This window comes from Mesorhizobium sp. WSM3224 (genome assembly GCF_000427725.1).
Taxonomy (GTDB): Bacteria; Pseudomonadota; Alphaproteobacteria; order Rhizobiales; family Rhizobiaceae; genus Mesorhizobium.
The window spans coordinates 77,881-100,841 of the sequence record NZ_ATYO01000008.1 but is presented as its reverse complement, the minus strand read 5'-3'; the positions used below and the strand labels follow the sequence as shown (position 1 = coordinate 100,841).

Genomic DNA, 22,961 nt, shown 5'->3' with positions numbered 1-22,961 from the left:
TGCCCTTGTTTCTGGATGGCTGTTAGAGCCCGAGGCCGCCGAAGCAGGCATATTTGGTGTCGAGATAGTCGTCGATGCCCTGATGCCCGCCTTCGCGGCCGAGACCCGATTCCTTGACCCCGCCGAACGGCGCCTCGGGCGTGGTGATCAGGCCTTCATTGACGCCGACCATGCCGTATTTCAGGCCTTCCATGACCCGGAAGGCGCGCCCGAGGTCGCTGGTGTAGAAATAGGCGGCGAGGCCGAACTCGGTGTCGTTGGCCAAAGCCACCGCCTCTTCCTCGGTCTCGAACTTGAACACGGGCGCGACCGGCCCGAAAATCTCTTCCTTCATGAAGCGCATCTTCGGGGTGGCGCCGGCGATCACGGTCGGCTGGAAGAACGAGCCGCCCAACGCATGACGCTTGCCGCCGGCGACGACCTTGCCGCCCTTGGACGTTGCGTCGGCGATCAGCTCCTCGACCTTCTCGACCGCTTTCTCATCGATCAGCGGTCCCTGCTGCACGCCTTCCTCCAGGCCCGAGCCGACCTTCAGATTGTCGCTGGCCGCGGCGAGCTTCTCGACGAACTTGTCGTAGATGCCGGCCTGCACGAGGAAGCGGTTGGTGCAGACGCAGGTCTGGCCGGAATTGCGGTACTTGGCGGTGATGGCGCCGGCCACCGCACGCTCGACGTCGGCGTCGTCAAAGACCAGGAACGGCGCGTTGCCGCCAAGCTCCATCGACACTTTCTTGACCGTCGAGGCCGACTTCTGGATCAGGATCTTGCCGACCTCGGTCGAGCCGGTGAAGGTGATCTTCTTGACCAGCGGATTGGCGCAAATCTCGTCGCCGATCTCGGCTGCCGAACCGGTGACGACATTGACGACACCCTTCGGGAAGCCGACTTCCTCGGCAAGCGCGCCCCAGGCGAGGCCCGAATAAGGCGTCTGCGAGGCCGGCTTGACCACCGCGGTGCAGCCGGCGGCCAAAGCCGGGCCGATCTTGCGGGCCAGCATGGAGGACGGGAAATTCCACGGCGTGATGGCGGCGATGACGCCGACGGGCTCCTTGGTCACCAGGATGCGGCGGTCGCCCCATGGCGACGGCACGATGTCGCCATAGGTGCGGCGGCCTTCCTCGGCGAACCACAGGATGTAGGCCGCGGCGGAGCCGATCTCGCCCTTGGATTCGAACAGCGACTTGCCCTGTTCGATGGTGAGCAGCTCGGCGAGCACGTCCTGATTGTCCATCATCGCGTCATGCAGCTTGCGCAAAAGCTTCGAGCGCTCGAGCGCGGTGGTCTTGCGCCAGCTCTTGAAGGCTTCCTCGGCGGCCTCGATGGCGCGGCGGGTTTCGGCCCTGCCGGCCTTCGGCACGGTGCCGATCTTCAGGCCCGTTGCCGGATTGTTGACGTCGATGGTCTGGCCGCTGTCGGCCTGCACCCATTCACCATTGATGAGATTGGCCTGGCGCATGAAATGAGCGGTTTTCTGAAGCATGGTCTGGCCTCCGTTCGGCGCGCTGATTGGGCCGTTTTTTCTGAATGTGCGTTGAAGCGTGCTTAAGAGCCGCACGCCGGCGCATTGCTCTTACCTAGGGAAAGGCGGGCAAGCAATCACAAGATGGCATATAGGGGTTGGGCCAGCGAAATCGAGCGGGTCCCGGCTGCTCTACCCGAAGACGTGGATGACCACCGTCAGCCAGAACGATGTGGTCAGCACCGCGCTTGCCGTGGCCAGGGTCATCTGGTTCGAGGCCAGCGCCTGGCCAGTGTTGAACTGCACCGCGATCAGGTAGGAATTGACGCCGGATGGCATCGCGGCCACCATCACCGCCACCTTGGCCGTCAAGGGTGGCAGGCCGAGCAGCCAGACGAAAACCAGGACCAGGGCCGGCATCAGGAACAGTTTCAGTACCGACAGCGCCAGCGCCGGCCTGACATTGCCCGAAATGCCGAAGCGGCGCAGGCTCAGCCCCATGCCGAACAACGCCACCGGCCCCGCCGTACCGGCCAGCGCATCGACCAGGCGCATGGCGACATCGGGCAGGGGCGCACCGGTGATGCGCCATGCAAGCCCCGCCAGAATGCCGATGACCAACGGATTCATGAACAGCCGCCTGAGGAAGCTACGGATAACGCGCAAAGGATGCACGGGTTCGCCGCTGCCGCGGCCGAATACTTCGAACAGCACAATCGAGGCCATCAGCATGATCGGCAGATGCACCGCCACCAGCAGAGACAGTACCTCAAAGCCATCTGCTCCGAATATGCCGAGGATAAAGGGCGCGCCGAGCAGCACGACATTGGAAAACGCCGACGACACGCCGCCGACGACACCGGCGCGGGCGTCCCGGCCGAAGACGCGCGTCGTGACCAGGTGGCCCGCCGCCCAGGTGATGGCGGCGGCCGCGAAATAAGCGCCCCACAGCGACCATGGCGCCACACCGTGGAAGTCCGATTTGACCATCGTCTGGAACAGGAGCAGCGGCATCGCCACGTTGATGGCGAATTCGGAAATGCCCTCCCCGCTTGCCGGCTTCAGATAGCCGGTGCGCCCGGCCAGATAGCCGAGCGCCACAAGGCTGAAGACGAAAAGGACGGTTTCTGTGAGCGGAGTCATCTTTTGGGCGGAGACATTTTTCCCGTGATAGGCGAGCCCTGGCCGCCGTGCAATTGCGCCGCGCACCATTTGCCAGCTCCTCCGCTTGTTTTCCGGCCGGCTTTGCGGTCCCTATATGCCAATCACGGCCTTGGTCCCGCCGGGCCGCCAAAGGACTTCTGATGCTGCGAATTGTTCTGGCGCTTTTTCTCCTTGCTGCTCCGAGCCTTGCCCACGCGACCGACGCCGGCTGGGCGCTGCTGCGCGACGGCGGCCATGTCGTGCTGCTTCGCCACGCGTTCGTCACCGGGGCAACCGATCCGGCGAATTTCGACGTCGACAATTGCGGGACCCAGCTCAACCTGTCGGAGCGCGGCAAGCAGCAGGCAAGCCGCATCGGCGCGCTGTTCGCGGCCCGCGCGGCCCCGATCGATCACGTGCTCTCAAGCCGATACTGCCGCTGCCTCGACACCGCCCGCATCGCTTTCGAGTCCGAGCCGAAGCCTTTCGCGCCGCTCGATCTGCTGAAAGCCGACCCCGCAGAGAAAGCCGCGCAAATCGCTGCCATCATGAAGGAGATCCGCGGCTATTCGGGTTCCGACAATCTGGTGCTCGTGACGCATCTCGAAGACATCGAGGCGCTCACCGGCGTAGCGCCACGCGAGGGCGAAGCCGTGGTGGTGGCGCCGGAAGGCGATGGCCTGAAGGTGCTCGGGCGTGTCACTTTCTGATGGCATCAGCCTGCACGGGTCAGCGCCGTGGCCAAATTGCCACAGTCGAAGGAAGCCGCAAATCCGTTGCGACAATGCCGCTTGCGACAACCCGTCGCAGGGTCTATAGGCGCGCTCCCGGTCACGAAAACCGAAGCGAGCACAACGGTTGGAGCTTTCGTCTCCGCCCGTGCAGGCGGCTTTGCCGCCCTGTATACGGCGCCGTTTCGGGTGTTGGGATCGCCGATGTAGCTCAGAGGAAGAGCGCCGGATTTGGGTCCGGAGGTCAGGGGTTCGACTCCCTTCATCAGCACCACGGATAGCTCAGTTTGGTTAGAGCGTCAGACCCCGAATCTGATTGTCGAAGGTTCGATTCCTTCTCCACTGGCCTGTTAAGCCATCTGAAAAACGGTCCGGGGACCGGAATGCGGGGACTTCACGGACGGCAGGGCTTCGGCCTCGCCGGCCCGCGATGTCCTGCGCCATCGGCTCGCGGCCAGGCCCGCGGTGACGATCAAGGCGCGGCAATGCCGGCAAAGGAAGCTTCGGCTTCCGGCGCCCGCTTCGCCGCCCCGCGATCCGCTCCCGAAGGCCCGCCGTGGATCGATGCCACCGGTCCCCGGATCATTCGTGCCCCCGGGGCATGAAGTACGACGACGCGAAACGAGAAACGAAAGGATGATCGACGCATGACGTGACGCCTCGCATGGGGCCATGCCCGACAGGAGTAGAGACAATGAAGACCATTCTCGAAAAGCTTCTTGGGCGCCACCGCGTCCTCGTGAAGGAAAACGAACGTGCCGTCGCCCTTTACAAGGGCGAGATCCAGGCGATCCTGATGCCGGGCGAGCATTGGCTCGCCAACCGGCGCGGCAACCTGGAAATCTCCAGGCACGACCTGAAGAACCCGGAATTCGTTTCGGCCTACGAGAAGGCATTGTTCGACAAGCTCCCGGAAGTGGCCGCGCGTCACTTCACCGTCGTTCGCACCGGGCGCACCGACATCGCCGTCATCGAGCGCGATGGCGCCCTCCACGCCGTTCTGGCGCCGGACCGCAAGCTCGTGCTGTGGACCGATGCCGGTCCGTGGAAGGTGACGCTGGTCGATACGGTCGCTGAACTGGCGATCGATCCGCCGGTCATGCGCCGCCTCGGCCAGGCCCGGAAGACGGAACTGATGTCCGTCCATCCGGTCGTCGACGGTCAGGTCGGGCTGCTGTTCGTCGATGGCGTGCTTGCCCGCACGCTTGAAGCGGGCGTGCACGCCTTCTGGAATGTCGGCCGCATGGTGCAGGTGAAGGTCGTCGATATCAAGCGCCAGTCGCTCGATGTCGCCGGGCAGGAAATGCTGACCAGGGATCGCGTGACGATCCGTATCAACATCGCCGCTGAATACCGGGTCGTCGATCCGGTCAAGGCGGTGAGCACGGTGAAGGACTTCTCGGAAGCCCTCTACCGCGCCCTGCAGTATGCCTTCCGCAAGACACTTGGCGCGCTCACGCTCGACCAGATCCTCGACAGGAAGATCACAGTCGACGATGAGGCGGCGGCCAAGGTGCGTGCCGACATGGCCGCGATCGGCGTCGAGGTCAGCGATATCGCCCTCAAGGATGTCATCCTGCCGGGCGATATGCGCGAGATCCTCAACCAGGTGGTTTCGGCCGAAAAGCAGGCCGAGGCCAACGTCATCCGCCGCCGTGAGGAGACGAACGCCACGCGTTCGCTGCTCAACACGGCCAGGGTGATGGCCGAGAACCCGGTGATGCTGCGGCTGAAGGAGCTTGAGGCTCTCGAAGCCATTGCCGGAAAGATCGAGCGGCTGACCGTCCACAACGGGACGGGCGGGCTGCTCAACGACCTGGTCAAGCTCCGCGACAGCTGATGCATGTCGCCCAAAAGTGGTTCCGGTTTGGGATAGTGACATGCATCGAAACAAAGACTGATGCCACGTTAAATGGAAGGGCCGCCGGGCCGACCGGCGGCCCTTCTTGCGTTTCCCAAGCCCTCTACCCATCTGCGCCCGGCGCATCAGGCCTTTTCCTGCCGGGAAAAACCGATTAGACAGCGCCCAAACAAGATGCGGACAGATTCCGCCCGCAACCGAAGGAAGAGCCCTTGTCCACCACGTTCGAGAAAGTCGCCAAGATCATTGCCGACACCAGCGAGATCGATATCGACACCATCACGCCGGAAAGCCACACCATCGACGACCTCGGCATCGACAGCCTCGATTTCCTCGATATCGTCTTCGCCATCGACAAGGAATTCGGCATCAAGGTGCCGCTCGAGAAGTGGACGCAGGAGGTCAATGACGGCAAGGCGTCGACCGACGATTACTTCGTCATGAAGAACCTCTGCGCGAAGATCGACGCCCTGGTCGCGGCCAAGGCCGCCTGAGCCGGCTCGGGCGCGGTCTTGACGTGCCCTGTCGCCTGACCCACAACAGCAGCCGCCCCCCACAATAGGCGCCCATGAGTTCCCACGACGTCGTCATCACCGGCATAGGCCTTGTCTCTTCGCTGGGAGAAGGCCCGGAAGCGCATTGGCAAAAGCTGACCCAGCCCGGCCTTGAGCCTGTCCTGGAGGCTGAGCTCTTCGCGCCTTATACCATTCATCCCTTGCCCGAGATCGACTGGAACCTGCAGATCGCCAAGCGCGGCGACCAGCGCCAGATGGAAACCTGGCAGCGCCTCGGCACCTATGTCGCCGGCCTTGCGCTGGACGACGCCGGCATCAAGGGTAACGACGCGCTTTGCGCGACCATGGACATGGTGGTGGCGGCCGGCGGCGGCGAGCGCGACGAAGCCGTGGACGCCGCGATCCTTGCGGCCTCCGAGAGCCGCAACGACCGCGACGTGCTGCTCAACGAGAAGCTGACAACGGAATTGCGGCCGACGCTATTCCTGGCCCAGCTCTCCAACCTGCTCGCCGGCAACATCTCGATCGTCCACAAGGTCACCGGCTCTTCCCGCACCTTCATGGGCGAGGAAGGCGCAGGCGTCTCGGCCGTCGAGACGGCGGCCGCGCGCATCCGTTCCGGCCAGTCGACCCATGTGCTGGTCGGCGGCGCCTTCCAGACCGCGCATTACGACATGCTGCTTGGCTACGAGCTCGCCGGTTACCTGCATCGCGGCGCCTGGAAGCCGGTCTGGCAACGCCAGGGCAGCGAAGGCGGCGGCGTGGTGACGGGCTCCGGCGGCGCCTTCCTGGTGCTGGAGCAGCGCGAGCACGCGAAAAGCCGGGGCCGCAAGATCTACGCCGAGCTTGGCCCCGTCCTGTCCGGCCGCGCCAGGCGCCGGCACGGCGAGTTGAACGCAGAGATCGCCGCGCTGCTGAAGCAGGCGGCCCTTCCCGATGGCGAACTGCTTACGATTTCGGCCGCCTCCGGCGCCCACGCAGCCACGGCCGCAGAAAAGGCGGTGCTCGACGCCAATCCGTCGCTCGCCGTACGCGCCTTCTCGACGCTGACCGGCCATATGAAGGAAGCCCAATTCCCCTTTGCGGTTGCACTCGCGGCAATGGCCGTCGACCGCGGAGCGGGTTACCCTGTCTTCGATGCCACACTGGAGCGCCCATTCGAAGGCGCCCCCAATTCCGTCCTTGCAACCGCGATCGGCTATCACCAATTCGAGGGCCTGGGGCTGGTTAAAGCCGCTTAGATCGGTTTTCCGCAATTCCGGGAAAACCGCTTCACACTTCCTGGAATTGCTCGACAACGAGGCAGACAAAGCATGGCCAATCTCCGCGACCACATGGGCAGGCCGATCGTCGCCGTGACCGGCATCGGCGTCGTGACCTCGCTGGGCGTCGGCAAAAAAGACAATTGGGCGGCGCTGACCTCGGGCAAATCCGGCATCCATCCGATCACGCGCTTTCCGGTCGATCACCTCAATACGCGCATTTCCGGCATGGTCGACTTCCTGCCGTCAAGTTCGAAGGGTGCCAGTCACCTCACCTACGAACTGGCGGAAACCGCCGCCCAGGAGGCCGTCTCGGAAGCTGGTTTGGATTCGGACGATTTCGGCGGACCGCTGTTCCTGGCCTCGCCGCCAGTCGAACTCGACTGGGCCGACCGTTTCTCGCTCTACAATTCGGACAAGCAGGACGCGGGCGCCGAAAGGCTGCTCAGGGTCGCGCGCGGCCTGAAGGAACTCGACATTTTCGACACCACCCAGTTCGGCTCGATCGCCGACCGTCTCGCCGACCGCTTCGGCACGCGCGGCCTGCCGATCACGCTCTCGACGGCCTGTGCCTCCGGCGCCACCGCCATCCAACTCGGCGTCGAGGCGATCCAGCGCGGCGAATGCGACAAGGCGCTGTCGATCGGCGCCGACGGCTCGGCCACCGCCGAGGCGCTGATCCGCTTCTCGCTGCTCTCGGCGCTTTCCACCCACAACGATATCCCCGGGAAGGCATCAAAACCCTTCTCCAAGGACCGCGACGGCTTTGTGCTGGCGGAAGGGTCCGGCGCGCTGGTGCTGGAATCGCTGGAAGCAGCCCTTGCGCGCGGCGCGACGATCCTCGGCATCATGCGCGGCTGCGGCGAAAAGGCCGACGACTTTCATCGCACCCGCTCCAAGCCCGACGGCTCGCCAGCGATCGCGGCCGTGCGCGCCGCCCTTGCCGATGCGGGCCTTGGCGAAGACGAGATCGACTACGTCAACGCGCACGGCACCTCGACGCCGGAAAACGACAAGATGGAACACCTGTCGCTGTCGACCGTGTTCGGTGAGCGCATCGGCTCGATGCCGATCTCGTCGAACAAGTCGATGATCGGCCACACGCTGTCGGCCGCCGGTGCGGTGGAAGCCGCGTTCTCGCTGATGACCATGCGCGAAAGCGTCATTCCGCCGACGATCAATTACGACAATCCCGATCCCGCCATTGTGCTCGATGTCGTGCCGAACAAGAAGCGCAACGCCGAAGTCGGCACGGTTCTGTCGAATTCCTTCGGCTTCGGCGGCCAGAACACTTGCCTTGTCATGGCGCGGGAACCGGTCTAAGCGGTCGTTTTTCCGCTTCCACATTACCGACAGGCCAAATGCGCGCATTGCAACTTATCGAGGACCGCCGTCTCGAAACGGTGGACCTGCCGCCGCCCCCGCCGCCTTCGCTCGGCGAAGTGACGCTGCGCATCAAGGCTGTGGCGCTCAACCATATCGATGTCTGGGGCTGGCGCGGCATGGCCTTCGCCAAGCGCAAGCTGCCGCTGGTCGTCGGCGCCGAAGCCGCCGGCGAGGTCGAGGCTGTCGGACCGGGCGTCTCCAATCTCCTGCCGGGACAATTGGTGTCGATCTACGGCGCGCGCACCTGCGGGCTGTGCCGCGCCTGCCGCGAAGGCCGCGACAATCTCTGCGAGCATGTGTCGGGCGTCCACGGCTTCCATCTCGATGGCTTTGCCCAGGAAAAGATCAACCTGCCCGCGCGCCTCCTGGTGCCCGCTCCGCCCGGCGTCACGGAAATCGGCGCGGCTGTCGCTCCGGTCACCTTCGGCACGGTCGAGCATATGCTGTTCGACAACGCGAAGCTGGAACCCGGAGAAACCATACTTGTCCATGCCGGCGGTTCCGGCATCGGCAGCGCCGCGATCCAACTGGCCAAGAAGATGGGTTGCACGGTCATCACCACGGTCGGCTCGAACGACAAGATCGACAAGGCGAAGGCGCTCGGCGCCGATCACGTCATCAACTACCGCGAGGATCGTTTCGAGGGCGTAGTGCGCAAGCTGACCAAGAAAAAGGGCGTCGACGTTGTGTTCGAGCATGTCGGCACCGACACTTTTGCCGGTTCGATGCTGTGCTTGAAACGCGGCGGCCGCCTCGTCACCTGCGGCTCGACCTCGGGCGTGTCGACGCAGGTCAATTTAATGCAGCTCTTCCAGCAACAGCTGAAGTTGCTCGGATCCTTCGGCTGCCGCATGGAGAACATGGCCAATGCCATGCAGAAGATGGCGGCGGGGCAGGTCGCGCCGGTCATCGACACCGAAGTCGGCTTCGACGGTATCGACACTGCGCTGAAGCGCATGGAAGGCCGCGACGTGTTCGGCAAGATCATCCTGCGCGTCTCCTGAAGCAAGATGGTCGGCAAGGTGTTCAGGAAAGCCCGCCGGGACTTCATGTTCCGCTACGGCCGGCGGCTGCGCCAGCTGGAGCACTGGCTGGTCGCCAGGCTGGCCATGGTGATGCTCTCGCTGCTGCGTCTTTTGCCGCCGGACAGCGCGCTCAACTTCGCCGACCGCGCCGCCCGCCGCATCGGTCCGCTGGTCGGCCGGCATCGGGTCGCGGTCAACAATCTGCGCCTTGCCTATCCGCAAAAGAGCGACGCCGAGATCGAGGCCATCGCGCTCGACATGTGGGGCAACATGGCTCGCCTGGCGGCCGAGTACATCTTCCTCGACGCGCTGTTCGACTTCGATCCGAACGCTTCGAAGCCGGGCCGGGTCGAGGTCCGCGGGGCCGGGCATTTCGCCGAAATCGCCGGCGAGAAGAAGCCGCACATCCTGTTCACCGGCCATCTCGGCAATTTCGAACTGCTGCCGGTGGCCGCGGCCACTTTCGGCATGAACATCACGGCGCTGTTTCGCCCGCCGAACAACCCCTACCTCGCCGATTACATCCACTCGACGCGCCGCTCATCGATGGGTGCGTTGCTGCCCTCCTCCGCCGGTGCGTCGTTCGCCCTTGCCGCGATCCTGGAGAATGGCGGCAATATCGGGGTGCTGGTCGATCAGAAATTTTCAGGCGGTGTGGAGACGACTTTCTTCGGCCGTCCATGCCAGAGCAATCCGATGCTTGGCATACTCGCCCGCCACTATGACTGCGATGTCTACCCCGCGCGCTGCGTCCGGCTGCCGGGCAACCGTTTCCGTCTGGAAATCGAAGACAAGCTGACCTTGCCGCGCACCCAGGACGGCAGCGTCGACGTCGATGCCGCCACCCAGCTTCTCACCGATGTCGTCGAGCGCTGGGTGCGCGAGGACCCCGGCCAGTGGATGTGGTTCCACAAGCGCTGGGAAATCAGCGGCCGCCGCCGCAAGCGCGGACAGGCCAAGGCCAAAGCCGGCCGGTAGCTGGCCGGCTTTGCGTTCTCGGGATCAATTGGCGACGACGATCCGCGTGTTGCCGAAGCCGGCTTCCTTGACCATCGCATAGAAGGTCGCGGCGTTGGCCGGATGCAGGCGCACGCAGCCATGCGACGCCGGGCGCCCCAGATTTCTGACCGCGCCGGTGCCGTGAATGGCGTAGCCGCCGTGGAAGAACACCGAATAGGGCATCGGCGAGTTGTCATACTTGCGCGAATACCACATCCGGGCCGTCCATTGCGGCCGGTAGTTGCCGCGCGGCGTGAAGTAGCCCTTGCGCGCGGTCGACACGTTCCAGCGGTAGAGCACCTGGCCGTATTTGGTGACGGTCATGGTCTGCGACGAGACGTCGATATTGGCGACCAGGTTGGCGGCCCGACTTGCGATAGACATGCCGAACAACGCGGTTGCCAGCATGGTTGCCATGAAAACGAACTTTTTCATGCGATCAAACCCCTTTGATTGCCCCCTGCCATTCGCGCGGTTTTTCCATCTTTTTGCCGGCAGTGGCGTTAAGTACCACACACTCGTTGACGATTTCGCCAATCCAATGCGACGAATTTGAACGATTTTCCCGGCATAGTTGCCGCCTCGACACGCACCCTCTGGAGTTTAGGCACGAGCGTAGGGCCATGCCTGGATCGTCGTGTGGCAATGAACGACTGGTCGCTTGCAAAAGCGCCGCGTTCCTTCTTCAATCCGCCGGATGAATGAACGACTTCTCAAGGCGGTCGAGGACAGGGTCGACGACCTCGTTGCGCTGACCGCTGACCTGATCCGCTTCCCGACCGTCAACCCGCCAGGCGAAGCCTACCGGCCATGCGCCGAGTATCTCGGCGCGCGTCTCAGGAAGCTTGGCTTCGAAACCGAGTTCATCCGTGCCGAAGGCGCGCCCGGCGACAGCGATCGTTATCCGCGCGTCAATGTCGTCGCTCGCTTCGACGGCCGCTCGCCCGGCGCCTGCGTGCACTTCAACTCGCATATCGACGTGGTCGAGGCCGGCGACGGCTGGACCGTCGATCCCTTTGCCGGCGTGGTGAAGGACGGCAAAGTCTATGGTCGCGGCGCCTGCGACATGAAAGGCGGTCTGGCAGCCTCGGTCATCGCCGCCGAAGCCTTCATGGAAGTCTATCCCGACTTTCCCGGCGCCATCGAGATATCGGGCACGGCGGACGAGGAATCGGGCGGCTTCGGCGGCGTCGCCCACCTGGCAGGGCTCGGCTATTTCTCGAAGCCGAAGGTCGACCATGTCATCATCCCGGAACCGCTGAACAAGGATCGCATCTGCCTTGGCCATCGTGGCGTCTGGTGGGCCGAGATCGAAACCAAGGGCGAGATCGCGCATGGCTCGATGCCGTTCCTCGGCGACAATGCCGTGCGCCATATGGGCGCCGTCCTGCAGGCTTTCGAGGACGAGCTGTTCCCGGCGCTCGATCGCAAGATGACGCGCATGCCGGTGGTGCCGGAAGGCGCCAAGCGCTCGACGATGAACATCAACTCGATCCATGGCGGCCAGACCGAGGATTTCCGACCGGGGCTCCCTTCGCCCAACGTGCCGGATTGGTGCCGCCTCACCATCGACCGGCGCTTCCTGCTGGAAGAGGACATCGCCACCGTCAAAGGCGAAGTCACCGGCATCCTCGAGCGGCTGAAGCGGGAGCGGAAAAAATTCGACTACGAGATCCGCGACCTGATGGAGGTGCTGCCGCTGATGACCGAGCGCGACGCTCCGGTGGTGAAGGCTGTCGCAAGAGGCATCATGGAGGTGTTCGACCGCGAGCCCGACTACGTGATCTCGCCCGGCACCTACGACCAGAAGCATGTGGCGCGCATCGGCCACCTCTATGACTGCATCGCCTATGGCCCCGGCATTCTCGACCTCGCCCACCGGCCGGACGAATGGGTAGGTATCGCCGACATGGTGGAATCGGCCAAGGTGATGGCGATCGGCCTCAACGTTTTGCTAAGAGGTACGACGGACTGAGCTCCGTACCGGCTGAAAAAACATTCCCCCAGGAACCATCCGGCAGCACGAAACGCAATTTACTCGCGAGCGAAATCACGCTTCTATCCGCCGGGCTTGAGCGCATTTTCAGCAGATGGGGAGTTCAGCGATGAAACTGTGGAAGACCATTCTGGCCGCGGCCGTCCTGTCGTTCGTCGCCGCCACGTCGGCCTTTGCCGCCCGCACCGATCTCACGCTCGGCATCGTGCTCGAGCCGCCGCATCTCGATCCGACCGCCGGCGCGGCCGCGGCCATCGGCGAAATCACCTATGCCAATGTCTTTGAAGGGCTGACGCGCATCGACGACAACGGCCAGGTTCAGCCCGGTCTCGCCGAGAGCTGGGCCGTCTCCGACGACGGCAAGGTCTACACGTTCAAGCTGCATTCCGGCGTGAAGTTCCACGATGGCTCAGCCTTCAGCGCCGACGACGTGAAATTCTCGCTGGACCGAGCGCGCGCCAAGGATTCGCTCAATCCGCAAAAGCCGCTCTTTGCGCACATCACCGATGTCACGGCGGTCGATCCAGCGACAGTCAAGGTCACCCTCGACGGTCCGCAGGGCAATTTCCTCTACGACATGGGCCAGGTTGCGGCGGTGATCGTGGGGAAAGGATCGGCCGACGGCAATAAGGACAAGCCGATCGGCACCGGTCCGTTCAAGCTCGATCACTGGGCCAAGGGTTCCGAGATCACGCTCGTCAAGAACCCGGACTACTGGGGTACACCCGCCGCGCTCGACAAGGCGACATTCCGCATCGTTCCCGACGCCGCCGCGGCTGTCCCCGCCTTGCTCTCGGGCGACATCCAGGCTTTCGCCAACATGCCCGCACAGGACGCGCTCGGGCAGCTCCAGTCCGATCCGCGCTTCAGCGTCGTGATCGGCTCGACCGAGGGCGAGACGATCCTGTCGATCAACAACAAGAAGCCGCCCTTCGACAAGCTTGCGGTGCGGCAGGCGCTCGCCTCGGCGATTGATCGCAGTGCCATCATCGACGCAGCCTCGAATGGCCTTGGAAAACCCATCGGCTCTCATTTCTCGCCAGGCGATGCGGGCTATGTCGATCTCACCGGCGTCTATCCGCACGATATCGCCAAGGCCAAGGAGTATCTGAAGGAAGCGGGGCTGGAGAACGGCTTCTCGGCCACGATCAAGCTGCCGCCCGTGCCCTATGCACGCGACGGCGGCCAGGTGATTCAGTCCCAACTGAAGGACATCGGGATCAATCTGCAGATCATTCCGGTCGAATGGGCGGAGTGGCTGAGCCAGGTCTTCACCAACAAGGACTACGACCTGACGATTGTTTCCCATGTCGAGCCAAACGACATCGATATCTATTCGCGGCCCGGCTACTATTTCCAGTACGACAATCCGAAGTTCAACGATGTCATCAAGGAGCTCGGCGCCACGGTTGACAAGGACAAGAGGCTGGAGCTGCTGGGCGCGGCGCAGAAGATTCTCGCGCACGACGTGCCCGCCATCTACCTGTTCGAGCTGCCGAAGATCGGCGTCTGGGACGCCAAGCTGCAGGGCATGTGGACGAACTGGCCGATCGAGGCGGATGACCTGACCAAGGTGAAATGGACGGACTGAGGGTTGGCCGACAGGCGCGATCGCCCGATCGCTTCCCATGACCGCCTACTTCGTAAAACGCCTCATCATCGCGGCCCTCACCCTGGTGCTGGCCTCGATGGTGGTGTTCGCTGTCATGGAGATCCTGCCCGGGGATCCGGCGCGCCTGATGCTTGGCTTGAATGCCAGCGCCGATCAGGTTGAACAGCTGCGCAACCAGATGGGGCTGAACGCGCCGCTGGTCCTGCGCTACCTGCATTGGGCGGGCGGGCTGCTCAGCCTCGATTTCGGCCGCTCCTACACCTATTCGGTGCCTGTCATCGACCTGGTGCGCGAACGCATTGCCGTTTCCCTGCCGCTGGCGCTGATTGCGCTGGCGCTCTCGACCATCATCGCCATTCCGGTCGGCGTGTTCTCCGCCAGCCGCCAGGGCCGGGCCGGCGACACGCTTGCCATGGGTGCCGCCCAGCTCGGCGTCGCCGTGCCGAATTTCTGGTTCGCGCTGATGCTGATCTACCTGTTTGCCGTCTGGCTGCATCTGGTTCCCGCAGGCGGTTTTCCCGGTTGGAGCGCCGGCATCTGGACGGCATTGAAATCCCTGCTGTTGCCGGCCGTGGCACTGGCGCTGCCGCAGGCGGCGATCCTGGCGCGCGTCGCCCGCTCGGCGCTGATCGAGGTGCTCAACGAAGATTATATCCGCACCGCGCGCGCCAAGGGCCTGCCCTATCGCGCCGTGCTCTGGCGCCACGCGCTGCGCAACGCCATGATCCCCGTGCTCACCATCCTCGGCCTGCAATTCGCCTTCCTGCTCGCCGGCACCATCATCATCGAGAATGTCTTTTACCTGCCCGGCCTCGGTCGGCTGATCTTCCAGGCCATCACCCAGCGCGACCTGATCGTTGTCGAGAGCATCGTCATGCTGCTGGTCGCCGCCGTGATCCTCATCAACCTCATCGTCGATTTCTCCTACGCCGTCGTCGATCCGCGCCTGCGAGGCCGGCAATGACCATGCGCATCGACCTGCCCGAAGAAACCCTTGCCGGCGTGCTGGCCAAGGCCTTCGGCAACCGCTCCTTCGTGATCGGGCTCGTCATCACGCTGCTGGTCGTGGCCGTCGCGCTCGTCTCGTTCCTATGGACGCCTTCCGACGTCACCAGGCTGGTGATCGCCGACAAGACGCAGTCTCCCTCGCATGTGCACTGGTTCGGCACCGACCATTTCGGCCGCGACATCCTGTCGATGATCATGGTCGGCGCCCGCAATTCGATCGCCGTGGCGCTGGTCGCCGTCGGCATCGGCATGGGCATCGGCGTGCCGCTCGGCGCCTTCGCCGCGGCACGCGGCGGCATGGTCGATGAGGCGCTGATGCGCGTCAACGATCTCGTCTTCGCCTTTCCGGCGTTGCTTTCGGCGATCATGATCACCGCGATCTTCGGTCCGGGCGCCGTCAACGCCATCATCGCCATCGGCATCTTCAACATCCCGGTTTTCGCCCGCGTCGCCCGCGCCGGCGCGCTGGCAATCTGGCCGCGCGAATTCATCCTTGCCGCGCGCGCCGCCGGCAAGGGCATGACGCGGATCAGCATCGAGCACATCCTGCCCAACATCGCGACGCTGCTGCTGGTCCAGGGCACGATCCAGTTCGCGTTGGGCATCCTGGCCGAAGCCGGGCTTTCCTATGTCGGCCTCGGCGCCCAGCCGCCGATGCCGAGCTGGGGCCGCATGCTGTTCGATGCGCAGACGCGCATGGTGACCGCGCCCTGGATGGCGATCTTTCCCGGCATGGCGATCGTCATCACCGTGCTCGGACTGAACCTGCTCGGCGACGGCATCGCCGACATCCTCGATCCGAAATCGCGGCGGCGCAGATGAGCCTGCTCGAAATCGAGAACCTGTCGCTGGCGATCGGCGGCACACCGATCCTGAAAGGCGTCGATCTCGCCATCGCGCCCGGCGAAGTTGTCGGCCTGGTCGGCGAATCCGGCTCCGGCAAGTCGATGACGGCGCTGACAATCATGCGGCTGCTGCCGTATCTGGCGCGCGCCGAAGGCCGCGTCGCCTTCGACGGCATCGACATCCTTGGCGCCACCGAGGATCAGATGTGTGCGTTGCGCGGCGACGATATCGGCATGGTCTTCCAGGAGCCGATGACGGCCCTCAATCCGGTCAAGACCATCGGCGAACAGGTCGCCGAAGGCATTCGCTGGCACACCAGGGCGAACCGCGCTGAGGCTGAGGATCGTGCGCGAAAAATCCTCGACCGCGTAGGACTGCCTGAAGCCAAATTCCCGCTGTCGCGCTACCCGCACGAACTGTCCGGCGGCCAGCGCCAACGCGTCGTCATCGCCATCGCCTGCGCACTGAAGCCGAAACTCCTCATTGCCGACGAGCCGACGACGGCGCTCGACGTCGTGCTGCAGGCGCAGATTCTCGATCTGTTGCGCGATCTGGTCCGCGAAAACCGCATGGGCCTACTGCTCATCTCGCACGACCTCGCCGTGGTAACCGAAATGGCCGATCGCCTGACCATCCTGAGCCATGGCGAGGTGACGGAGGCCGGCGACACTGCCCGCACACTGTCCGAGCAGCAGCATCCCTACACACGCGAGCTGGCGCTTGCTTCCATGCATGTGCCGGCGCGTCCCAAACCACACCTTGCCGGGTCGGCAAAGCCGTTGCTCGAAGTCGAAGGCGTCGGCCGGGATTATCCGGGCCGGCGCATATCTTTGTTCCGGCCGGCGCAACCGATCAGCGCCGTCGACGATGTCTCGCTCACCATCGAGCCCGCGCAATCGGTGGCGCTCGTCGGCCGCTCGGGCTGTGGCAAGTCCACCCTCGCCCGCATGATCCTCGCATTGGACAAGCCGACGACCGGCACGATCCGCTTTCGCGGCGAGGCCATCACCGGCAAGCCGGAGTCGGCGCTAAGGCCGGCCCGGCGCGACATGCAGGTCGTGTTCCAGGATCCTTACGGCTCCTTCGACCCGCGCCAGAAGGTGGAGAAGCTGGTGGCCGAGCCGCTGCATCTTCTCGAAAGACAGCCGGCGAAGGCTGAGCGCCGCGAAATGGTCGCGCATGCGCTGCACGAAGTCGGGCTCGGTCCGCGCGACATGGACAAATACCCGCATGAATTCTCGGGCGGCCAGCGCCAGCGCCTGTCGATCGCCCGCGCCATCATCACGCGGCCGAAACTGGTGGTCGCCGACGAGCCGGTCTCGGCGCTGGATGTCTCGATCCGCGCCCAGATCCTCGACCTCTTCGCCGAGCTGAACCAGAAGCTCGGCATCGCCTATCTCTTCATCACCCACGACCTGACGGTCGCCCGCGCGTTTGCCGACGAGGTGCTGGTCATGCATGAAGGCAAGATCGTCGAGCGCGGCCGGGCCGCCGAGGTGCTCGACCATCCGCGCTCTGAACCGGCGCAGGCGCTTGTTTCGGCAATGCCCGACCTCCACCGCGCGATCGCACGGCGCCTGCAGGAACAGGGGTGAGCCAGACTACTTGTTTGACGCAATTCCGAACGGAAGGCTACGGCGAAGTCGCCGAGCCCAAACGCTCACACTTTCCTGGAATTGCTTTAGCCCTCCGGCTTCACCAAATCGACGGGGCTGATATCGAGCAGGTCAAGCGTGCGGCGCAGAAGCTTCACCTCGCTTTCGGCGAGCTTGGCGTCGGCCTTGGCGATCTCGGCCATGTGGCGCGCAAGGAGTTTCCGACGCTCGACATCGAGGTCGCGGAACAGCGCAATCGCCTGCGAGCCGTTGGTCTCGTAGCCAAAATCATTGAGATATTCGACGACGCTGTCGATCGAGGTCTCCGGGATGCCGAAGGCTTCCTTGCAGATACGACGGAACACAACCATCTCGCTCTCCGAGACCGAACCGTCGGCCAGGATCATGCGGAACAGCATCAAAAGTTCCGCCGACAGCACAGGGTCGTCCGCCACCTTGCGCACACCCGGGTCGCCGTCGAAGATCGAACGTATCTGGTCGAGCAGCGCCATCGCCACCAAGCTCCCTTTGCGATTCCGATCTGATTGTTAGAGCAATTCCAGGAAAAGTGTGAAACGGTTTTGCGTCCGGGATTGCGCCAAACAAAGGATAGAGCGGTTCGGCGTTTCCGTGGAGCGGTGAACCGTGGATTCGCTCTTGCGCAAACGGGGAGAGCGTGATGGAAGCTGCGGCCTCCCTCCTCGCGACCCTCCCGATGATCGACCTTACCCTGCAGACCGTCCTGATACTGATCGCCGCCGCCTTTGCCGCCGGCTTCGTCGACTCGATCGCCGGTGGCGGCGGGCTGATCACGATCCCGGCCCTGCTGCTCGCCGGCTTTTCGCCGGTCGCCGCGCTCGGCACCAACAAATTGCAGGGCATGTTCGGTTCCGGCTCGGCCACCATCCATTATGCCGCCAACGGCCAGGTCGACCTGCGCCATCAGCTGCCGTCGGCGCTGCTCGCGCTTGTCGGCGGCGCGGTCGGCGCCCTGTTGGCGACGGTCGTGCCCGGCGATTTCCTGCGCGCCCTGCTGCCGCTGCTTCAGATTGCCATCGCGCTCTACTTCGCCCTGAAGCCGAACATGGACGATGTCGACCGCGCCGAGCGGCTGTCGCCCTTCCTGTTTGGGCTGATCATCCCGCCGCTGGTCGGCTTCTATGACGGTATCTTCGGTCCCGGCGCCGGCTCCTTCTACATGCTCGCCTTCGTCACGCTCGCCGGCTATGGCGTGCTCAAGGCAACGGCGCACACCAAACTGCTCAACTTCGCCTCCAACATCGGCGGCTTCATCATCTTCGCCGCCGTCGGCGTCATCGACTGGAAGATCGGCCTGATGATGGGCGTGGCGCAATTCATCGGCGCTCGTGTCGGCGCAAGCCTGGCCATCCGGATCGGCGCGAAGCTGATCAAACCGTTGCTGGTGATCGTGTGCGTGGCGCTGGCGATCAAGCTGCTGGCCGACCCGGCCAATCCACTGCGACAGCTCATTGGTGTGTGAGGCTCCTCCTGGTACAGTTCGTGCGTTGCGAATCATGTTGGAGGGATAGACATGAATCTCAGTGCACCCACCCAGCTCGTGTTCATTATTTCGTTGGTCATCGCCATCATCGGCCTTCTCGCCGCTCTTGGTGTTCTTGCATTCATTCCGCTTGCGTCCGTTTGGATCATGCTCATCGCCTATATCGTGCTCGCCGCCGGCTGCCTGATGCGCGGCGCTTGAAAGCAATTCCAGGAAAAGTGTGCAGCGGTTTTCCGTCCGGAATTGCGTGAATCACTTTAGGCAATCTCAGGCAACTCGGAGCGCCCGGCCTTGCCGGGCGCTTTTGATTTTTGAGAACGTAGTCTGATAGTCTGGCGTCATGTCCGACGAGACAGAGCGTCATCGGCTAGACAATCGGTCCCCGGCTCTTCACTTTGAGATGGTCCGGCGCGCTGCTCCTGTGTCGCTCAACGGCATCGTCACGGATATCTGCGGCTATCGCGAGATACATCCTGGCCATTTCCGCATTGTCGAATATGCCTCGCTGACCGTGCCGCTGGTGATCAGTTTTGCCGATGCCTTCGCCATCGGGCTCGGCCACACCCCGGGCGACAACGACCGCTACGCCAGCTTCGCCGCTGGCCTCTATGCCGGTCCGGTGATGATCAAATCCTTCGGCGGCTCATGCTGTGTCCAGGTCAATTTCACGCCGCTTGGCGCCAGGCAATTCTTCGGCGTTCCGATGAGCGAGTTGCGGGACCGCATGGTCGGGTTGGACGATGCGCTTGGCTTTGAAGGCATCGCGCTGCGCGAGCGGCTTGGCGAGGCGTCGGATTGGGACAGGCGCTTCGACATAGCCGAGGGCTTCATCGCTGGCCGCCTTGCGGCGGCGAATGCGCTTTCGCCGGAAATCGCCTGGGCCTACAAGACGGTCATCGCCTCGGGCGGCCGCACGCGCATCACGGCGATCGCGGACGAGATCGGCTGGAGCCGCAAGCATCTGGCGGCAAAATTCACCGACGCGATCGGCATCGGGCCAAAGACATTGTCGCGCATCGTGCGCTTCAACCGCGCGCTCTCGCTGTCCAAACAGCAAGAAGATGGCTGGGTCGGCATCGCCGCCGATTGCGGCTATGCCGACCAGGCGCATCTGGTTCGCGAATTCCGCCAGCTTGCCGGCGAAACGCCGACCGCGCTCACCGCGTTGATGTAGGCCTGAGCGAGGTAACATTTCTTCAAGACGCGGAATCCGCCTTCGCGCAGACTGGCATTCATCAACCGACACAGGGGAGATTGTCATGTCAGCAGCAAACGAAGCACCCCGCCTCTATCCGGCCCTTCGCTACAGGAACGCCTCGACAATGATCGACTGGCTCTGCGAGGCCTTCAGCTTCGAGGTCCGCGCCCGCTATGGCGAGGGCGACATCGTCCACCACGCCGAGCTGATCTTCGGTTCCTCGATGATCATGCTGGGCACCGCGCGCGACGACGATTACGGCAAGATAGTCGGCGAGCCCGGTGGTGGCGGCGGCAAGTCGATCTACATCGCCGTCGATGACGCCGATGCCGCCTATGCACGGGCCAAGAAGGCCGGCGCGAAAATCATCCAGGAACTGGTAGACCGCGACTATGGCAGCCGCGAGTTCATCTGCCTCGACCCGGAAGGCAATGTCTGGTCCTTCGGCACATATTGGCCGAAGGCCGGAGAGAAGGCGTAGCTCTATCATCGCCAGCGTTCGAGGTTGGCGAGGACATCTGAACTTCGTCATCCACGGGCGTAGCGACGCGAAGCGGAGCGCAGACCCGAGGATGACGACGGGATAGACGTTTCGGCTAATCTTGGAGGTAGCCGCCACATCGAAGTCGACTCGTCAAAGCCTCTGCATCGAGCAATCAGCGAGCCAGCCCAAAAATCGCGTCGCAGTCGAGATGCGTTTCCAGCTCCGCCGCGACCTCGTCCAGCGCCTTCTCGACCTCGGCGCGGTAGTCGATGCCGCCTCCCCTGACACCAAGGCTCTCCAGATACGCGGCGCGAAAAGCGTCGGCGGAAAACAGCCCGTGCAGATAGGTGCCGACCACCTTGCCGTCGGCGGAAACCGCGCCGTCCTCGACGCCGTTGAGGATCGCCGACGGCCGCGCCGTGTCTGGGCCGGTGGTGCGGCCAAGATGGATTTCGTAGCCCTCGAGCGGCAGGCCGAACTGTACCGAATGCGCGCTTGAATTGCGCACTGTCTTTTCAGGCTCCATCACCGTTTCGATGTCGAGCAGGCCGAGGCCCTCGGCCTCGGTCACGCTGCCTTCGATGCCGTCTGGATCACGCACCGCGCGGCCGAGCATCTGGTAACCGCCGCAAATGCCGACGACATGGCCGCCGCGCTTGCGATGGGCGGCAAGATCGCGATCCCAGCCGTTCTCGCGGAATTTGAGGAGGTCGCCGATGGTCGATTTCGATCCGGGGATGACCACCAGCCCGGCATCTTCCGGCAATTTCTTGCCTGGCGGCACGAACACCACCTCGACCTGTGGTTCGGCCTTGAGCGGATCGAGATCGTCGAAATTGGCGATGCGCGCCAGCATCGGCACCGCCACTTTCAGCGCCCGTTTCTCACCGGAAGCGAGGCGCTCGAGCACGACCGAATCCTCGGACGGCAGCCGACCGGCCGCCTTGAGCCACGGCACGACCCCGAAGCAGCGCCAGCCGGTGAATTTCCCGATCGCGCCTATCCCGTCGTCGAACAACGAAACATCGCCGCGAAACTTGTTGATGAGATAGCCGGCGATCATGCGCCGGTCGTCCTCGGGCAGGATGAGATGTGTGCCGGCGACAGAGGCAATGACGCCGCCGCGATCGATGTCGCCGACCAGAATCACTGGCACATTGGCGCGTGTCGCAAAGCCCATATTGGCGATGTCGCGGCTCCTGAGGTTGATCTCGGCGGGCGAGCCGGCGCCCTCGACGATGACCAGGTCGGCGCCCTCGCCCACCCTGGTCCAGGAATCGAGAACAGCGTCCATCAACCCGGCCTTCATCGCCTGGTAGTCGCGCGCCCGCGCTTCGCCATAAACCTTGCCCTGCACCACCACTTGCGAGCCGATGTCGCTCTGTGGCTTGAGCAGCACAGGGTTCATATGCACCGTCGGACGAACCCCACAGGCCAGCGCCTGCAGCCATTGCCCGCGGCCGATTTCACCGGCGGCGGCCTTGTCGTCGCCGGGAATGTCGGCGACCGCGGCATTGTTCGACATGTTCTGCGGCTTGAACGGCCTGACCTTCAGCCCACGATTCCGCGCCGCGCGGCAAAGCCCCGCCACCAGCACGGTCTTACCGACATCCGAGCCGGTGCCCTGCAGCATGATCGCCCTGGTCATCAGCCTCGCCCCCCTGAGCCGATGGTCGACTTTTGCGCCAATGGCCCGCCGCGCCAGATATAGAGCGCCATCAGCGGCTCCTTGCCCGTACGCATGGCATGATTGACGTTGGAGGCGTGGTGGATGACCTCCCCGGCCGCGCGAATATGGAAGCCGCCCTCGCCCATGCGCCATTCCGCGCCGCCGGTCAGCGGAATGTAGACCTCCTCGGCAATGTGATGATGGTCGGGATAGACGATGTCGGGCCCGAGGATCAGCAGGCCGGCGGCGACCTCGTCATTGACGAAATGCCCGCGCGTGCCGAACACTTCCAGCCATCCGTAATTGTCGATGAAGCCCTGCCCGAAATCGGCGGCGGTATAGGTTTGCCCCCAGCGTAGCTCATTGCGATGGTCGGCAACGAACTGGGTGAGCGGCTTGGTGTCCGCCGATGCAAGCTCGGCAATGCTGTCGAGAAGGCCAAGGCAGCCAAGCGCGCGCGGTTCGAGGGAACGGGCAGGCATATCCCAGCCAATACGCGCGGCTTCGCCCGCGACCATTGCGCTGTCGATGCTGGCGAGATAATCGCGAAACCGGTCCAGCAACCCATCGAAAATTGTCGACACGCACGAGCTCCGTTCGTCATTTCACGCACAGCCGGTCCGCAGCAAGCCGGGTTGCGCGGCGGCATC

At 63.9% G+C, this 22,961-nt stretch carries 22 protein-coding genes and 2 tRNA genes; 18 read left to right on the top strand and 6 right to left on the bottom strand.

The window, feature by feature from the left end; genetic code table 11:
• Positions 1 to 22: 22 nt before the first annotated feature.
• Both YU3_RS0115910 and YU3_RS0115905 read right to left on the bottom strand, forming a co-directional pair.
• The gene (locus YU3_RS0115910; RefSeq protein WP_027167188.1) at positions 23 to 1,480 is read right to left on the bottom strand and encodes an NAD-dependent succinate-semialdehyde dehydrogenase; all 1,458 of its coding nucleotides are present in this window, start codon (positions 1,478 to 1,480) and stop codon (positions 23 to 25) included.
• A 171-nt stretch (positions 1,481 to 1,651) separates the two neighbouring features.
• Positions 1,652 to 2,602, bottom strand: a complete 951-nt coding sequence (locus tag YU3_RS0115905) for an AEC family transporter (RefSeq protein WP_027167187.1) — start codon at positions 2,600 to 2,602, stop codon at positions 1,652 to 1,654.
• Positions 2,603 to 2,763: 161 nt separating this feature from the next.
• On the opposite strand from YU3_RS0115905, the gene YU3_RS0115900 reads away from it, so the two are divergent.
• From YU3_RS0115900 to YU3_RS0115860, 9 genes are all read left to right on the top strand, one after another.
• A complete protein-coding gene (locus YU3_RS0115900; RefSeq protein ID WP_027167186.1) occupies positions 2,764 to 3,312 on the top strand; it encodes a histidine phosphatase family protein in 549 nt (182 codons plus the stop codon).
• Between the two features lie 221 nt (positions 3,313 to 3,533).
• A tRNA-OTHER gene (locus YU3_RS0115895) sits at positions 3,534 to 3,607 on the top strand.
• A 2-nt stretch (positions 3,608 to 3,609) separates the two neighbouring features.
• Positions 3,610 to 3,679: transfer RNA gene (locus YU3_RS0115890), tRNA-Arg, on the top strand.
• Positions 3,680 to 4,027: 348 nt separating this feature from the next.
• Positions 4,028 to 5,173 carry a slipin family protein gene (locus YU3_RS0115885; protein WP_051333960.1) on the top strand — a complete coding sequence of 382 codons (1,146 nt, stop codon included), beginning with the start codon at positions 4,028 to 4,030 and terminating at the stop codon, positions 5,171 to 5,173.
• Between the two features lie 233 nt (positions 5,174 to 5,406).
• Positions 5,407 to 5,688 carry an acyl carrier protein gene (locus YU3_RS0115880; protein ID WP_027167184.1) on the top strand — a complete coding sequence of 94 codons (282 nt, stop codon included), beginning with the start codon at positions 5,407 to 5,409 and terminating at the stop codon, positions 5,686 to 5,688.
• A 74-nt stretch (positions 5,689 to 5,762) separates the two neighbouring features.
• On the top strand, positions 5,763 to 6,950 hold the full coding sequence (locus YU3_RS0115875; protein WP_027167183.1) for a beta-ketoacyl-ACP synthase: 1,188 nt from the start codon (positions 5,763 to 5,765) through the stop codon (positions 6,948 to 6,950).
• 72 nt (positions 6,951 to 7,022) lie between these two features.
• Complete coding sequence (locus YU3_RS0115870) at positions 7,023 to 8,294, top strand: beta-ketoacyl-ACP synthase (RefSeq protein ID WP_027167182.1); 1,272 nt, start codon at positions 7,023 to 7,025, stop codon at positions 8,292 to 8,294.
• A 38-nt stretch (positions 8,295 to 8,332) separates the two neighbouring features.
• On the top strand, positions 8,333 to 9,361 hold the full coding sequence (locus YU3_RS0115865) for a zinc-binding dehydrogenase (protein WP_027167181.1): 1,029 nt from the start codon (positions 8,333 to 8,335) through the stop codon (positions 9,359 to 9,361).
• A 6-nt stretch (positions 9,362 to 9,367) separates the two neighbouring features.
• Positions 9,368 to 10,360 carry a lipid A biosynthesis lauroyl acyltransferase gene (locus YU3_RS0115860; RefSeq protein WP_036258648.1) on the top strand — a complete coding sequence of 331 codons (993 nt, stop codon included), beginning with the start codon at positions 9,368 to 9,370 and terminating at the stop codon, positions 10,358 to 10,360.
• Positions 10,361 to 10,384: 24 nt separating this feature from the next.
• Here the strand turns inward: YU3_RS0115860 and YU3_RS0115855 are convergent, their stop codons facing one another.
• Positions 10,385 to 10,816 carry a L,D-transpeptidase gene (locus tag YU3_RS0115855; RefSeq protein ID WP_027167179.1) on the bottom strand — a complete coding sequence of 144 codons (432 nt, stop codon included), beginning with the start codon at positions 10,814 to 10,816 and terminating at the stop codon, positions 10,385 to 10,387.
• A 262-nt stretch (positions 10,817 to 11,078) separates the two neighbouring features.
• Here YU3_RS0115855 and YU3_RS0115850 point away from each other — a divergent pair, with 262 nt between their 5' ends.
• The 5 genes from YU3_RS0115850 to YU3_RS0115830 all read left to right on the top strand — a co-directional run bounded on the left by YU3_RS0115850 (position 11,079) and on the right by YU3_RS0115830 (position 17,438).
• Positions 11,079 to 12,356, top strand: coding sequence for an acetylornithine deacetylase/succinyl-diaminopimelate desuccinylase family protein (locus YU3_RS0115850; RefSeq protein WP_027167178.1), 1,278 nt, complete (start codon positions 11,079 to 11,081; stop codon positions 12,354 to 12,356).
• Positions 12,357 to 12,486: 130 nt separating this feature from the next.
• On the top strand, positions 12,487 to 13,968 hold the full coding sequence (locus YU3_RS0115845) for an ABC transporter substrate-binding protein (protein ID WP_027167177.1): 1,482 nt from the start codon (positions 12,487 to 12,489) through the stop codon (positions 13,966 to 13,968).
• 37 nt (positions 13,969 to 14,005) lie between these two features.
• Positions 14,006 to 14,953 (top strand): ABC transporter permease, encoded by a 948-nt coding sequence (locus YU3_RS0115840; protein WP_027167176.1) that lies wholly within the window; start codon positions 14,006 to 14,008, stop codon positions 14,951 to 14,953.
• Entirely contained in the window at positions 14,950 to 15,819 is an 870-nt protein-coding gene (locus tag YU3_RS0115835) for an ABC transporter permease (protein WP_027167175.1), read from the top strand. Before YU3_RS0115840 ends, YU3_RS0115835 begins: the two co-directional genes overlap by 4 nt.
• Positions 15,816 to 17,438, top strand: coding sequence for a dipeptide ABC transporter ATP-binding protein (locus YU3_RS0115830; protein WP_027167174.1), 1,623 nt, complete (start codon positions 15,816 to 15,818; stop codon positions 17,436 to 17,438). The genes YU3_RS0115835 and YU3_RS0115830 overlap by 4 nt, the downstream gene beginning before the upstream one ends.
• Positions 17,439 to 17,524: 86 nt before the next feature.
• Here the strand turns inward: YU3_RS0115830 and YU3_RS0115825 are convergent, their stop codons facing one another.
• A complete protein-coding gene (locus tag YU3_RS0115825; protein WP_027167173.1) occupies positions 17,525 to 17,956 on the bottom strand; it encodes a TerB family tellurite resistance protein in 432 nt (143 codons plus the stop codon).
• A 197-nt stretch (positions 17,957 to 18,153) separates the two neighbouring features.
• On the opposite strand from YU3_RS0115825, the gene YU3_RS0115820 reads away from it, so the two are divergent.
• The 4 genes from YU3_RS0115820 (at position 18,154) to YU3_RS0115805 (ending at position 20,639) form a co-directional block, all read left to right on the top strand.
• Positions 18,154 to 18,939 carry a TSUP family transporter gene (locus YU3_RS0115820; RefSeq protein WP_027167172.1) on the top strand — a complete coding sequence of 262 codons (786 nt, stop codon included), beginning with the start codon at positions 18,154 to 18,156 and terminating at the stop codon, positions 18,937 to 18,939.
• A 51-nt stretch (positions 18,940 to 18,990) separates the two neighbouring features.
• Positions 18,991 to 19,161: a hypothetical protein gene (locus YU3_RS40595; RefSeq protein WP_156913483.1), complete on the top strand. Its 171-nt coding sequence runs from the start codon at positions 18,991 to 18,993 to the stop codon at positions 19,159 to 19,161.
• Between the two features lie 139 nt (positions 19,162 to 19,300).
• Positions 19,301 to 20,134: a helix-turn-helix transcriptional regulator gene (locus YU3_RS0115810; RefSeq protein ID WP_027167171.1), complete on the top strand. Its 834-nt coding sequence runs from the start codon at positions 19,301 to 19,303 to the stop codon at positions 20,132 to 20,134.
• An 85-nt stretch (positions 20,135 to 20,219) separates the two neighbouring features.
• A complete protein-coding gene (locus tag YU3_RS0115805; protein ID WP_027167170.1) occupies positions 20,220 to 20,639 on the top strand; it encodes a VOC family protein in 420 nt (139 codons plus the stop codon).
• 175 nt (positions 20,640 to 20,814) lie between these two features.
• Here the strand turns inward: YU3_RS0115805 and YU3_RS0115800 are convergent, their stop codons facing one another.
• Positions 20,815 to 22,290 carry a cobyric acid synthase gene (locus tag YU3_RS0115800; protein WP_027167169.1) on the bottom strand — a complete coding sequence of 492 codons (1,476 nt, stop codon included), beginning with the start codon at positions 22,288 to 22,290 and terminating at the stop codon, positions 20,815 to 20,817.
• Complete coding sequence (locus YU3_RS0115795; RefSeq protein ID WP_027167168.1) at positions 22,290 to 22,895, bottom strand: dimethylsulfonioproprionate lyase family protein; 606 nt, start codon at positions 22,893 to 22,895, stop codon at positions 22,290 to 22,292. Before YU3_RS0115795 ends, YU3_RS0115800 begins: the two co-directional genes overlap by 1 nt.
• Positions 22,896 to 22,961 lie beyond the last annotated feature (66 nt).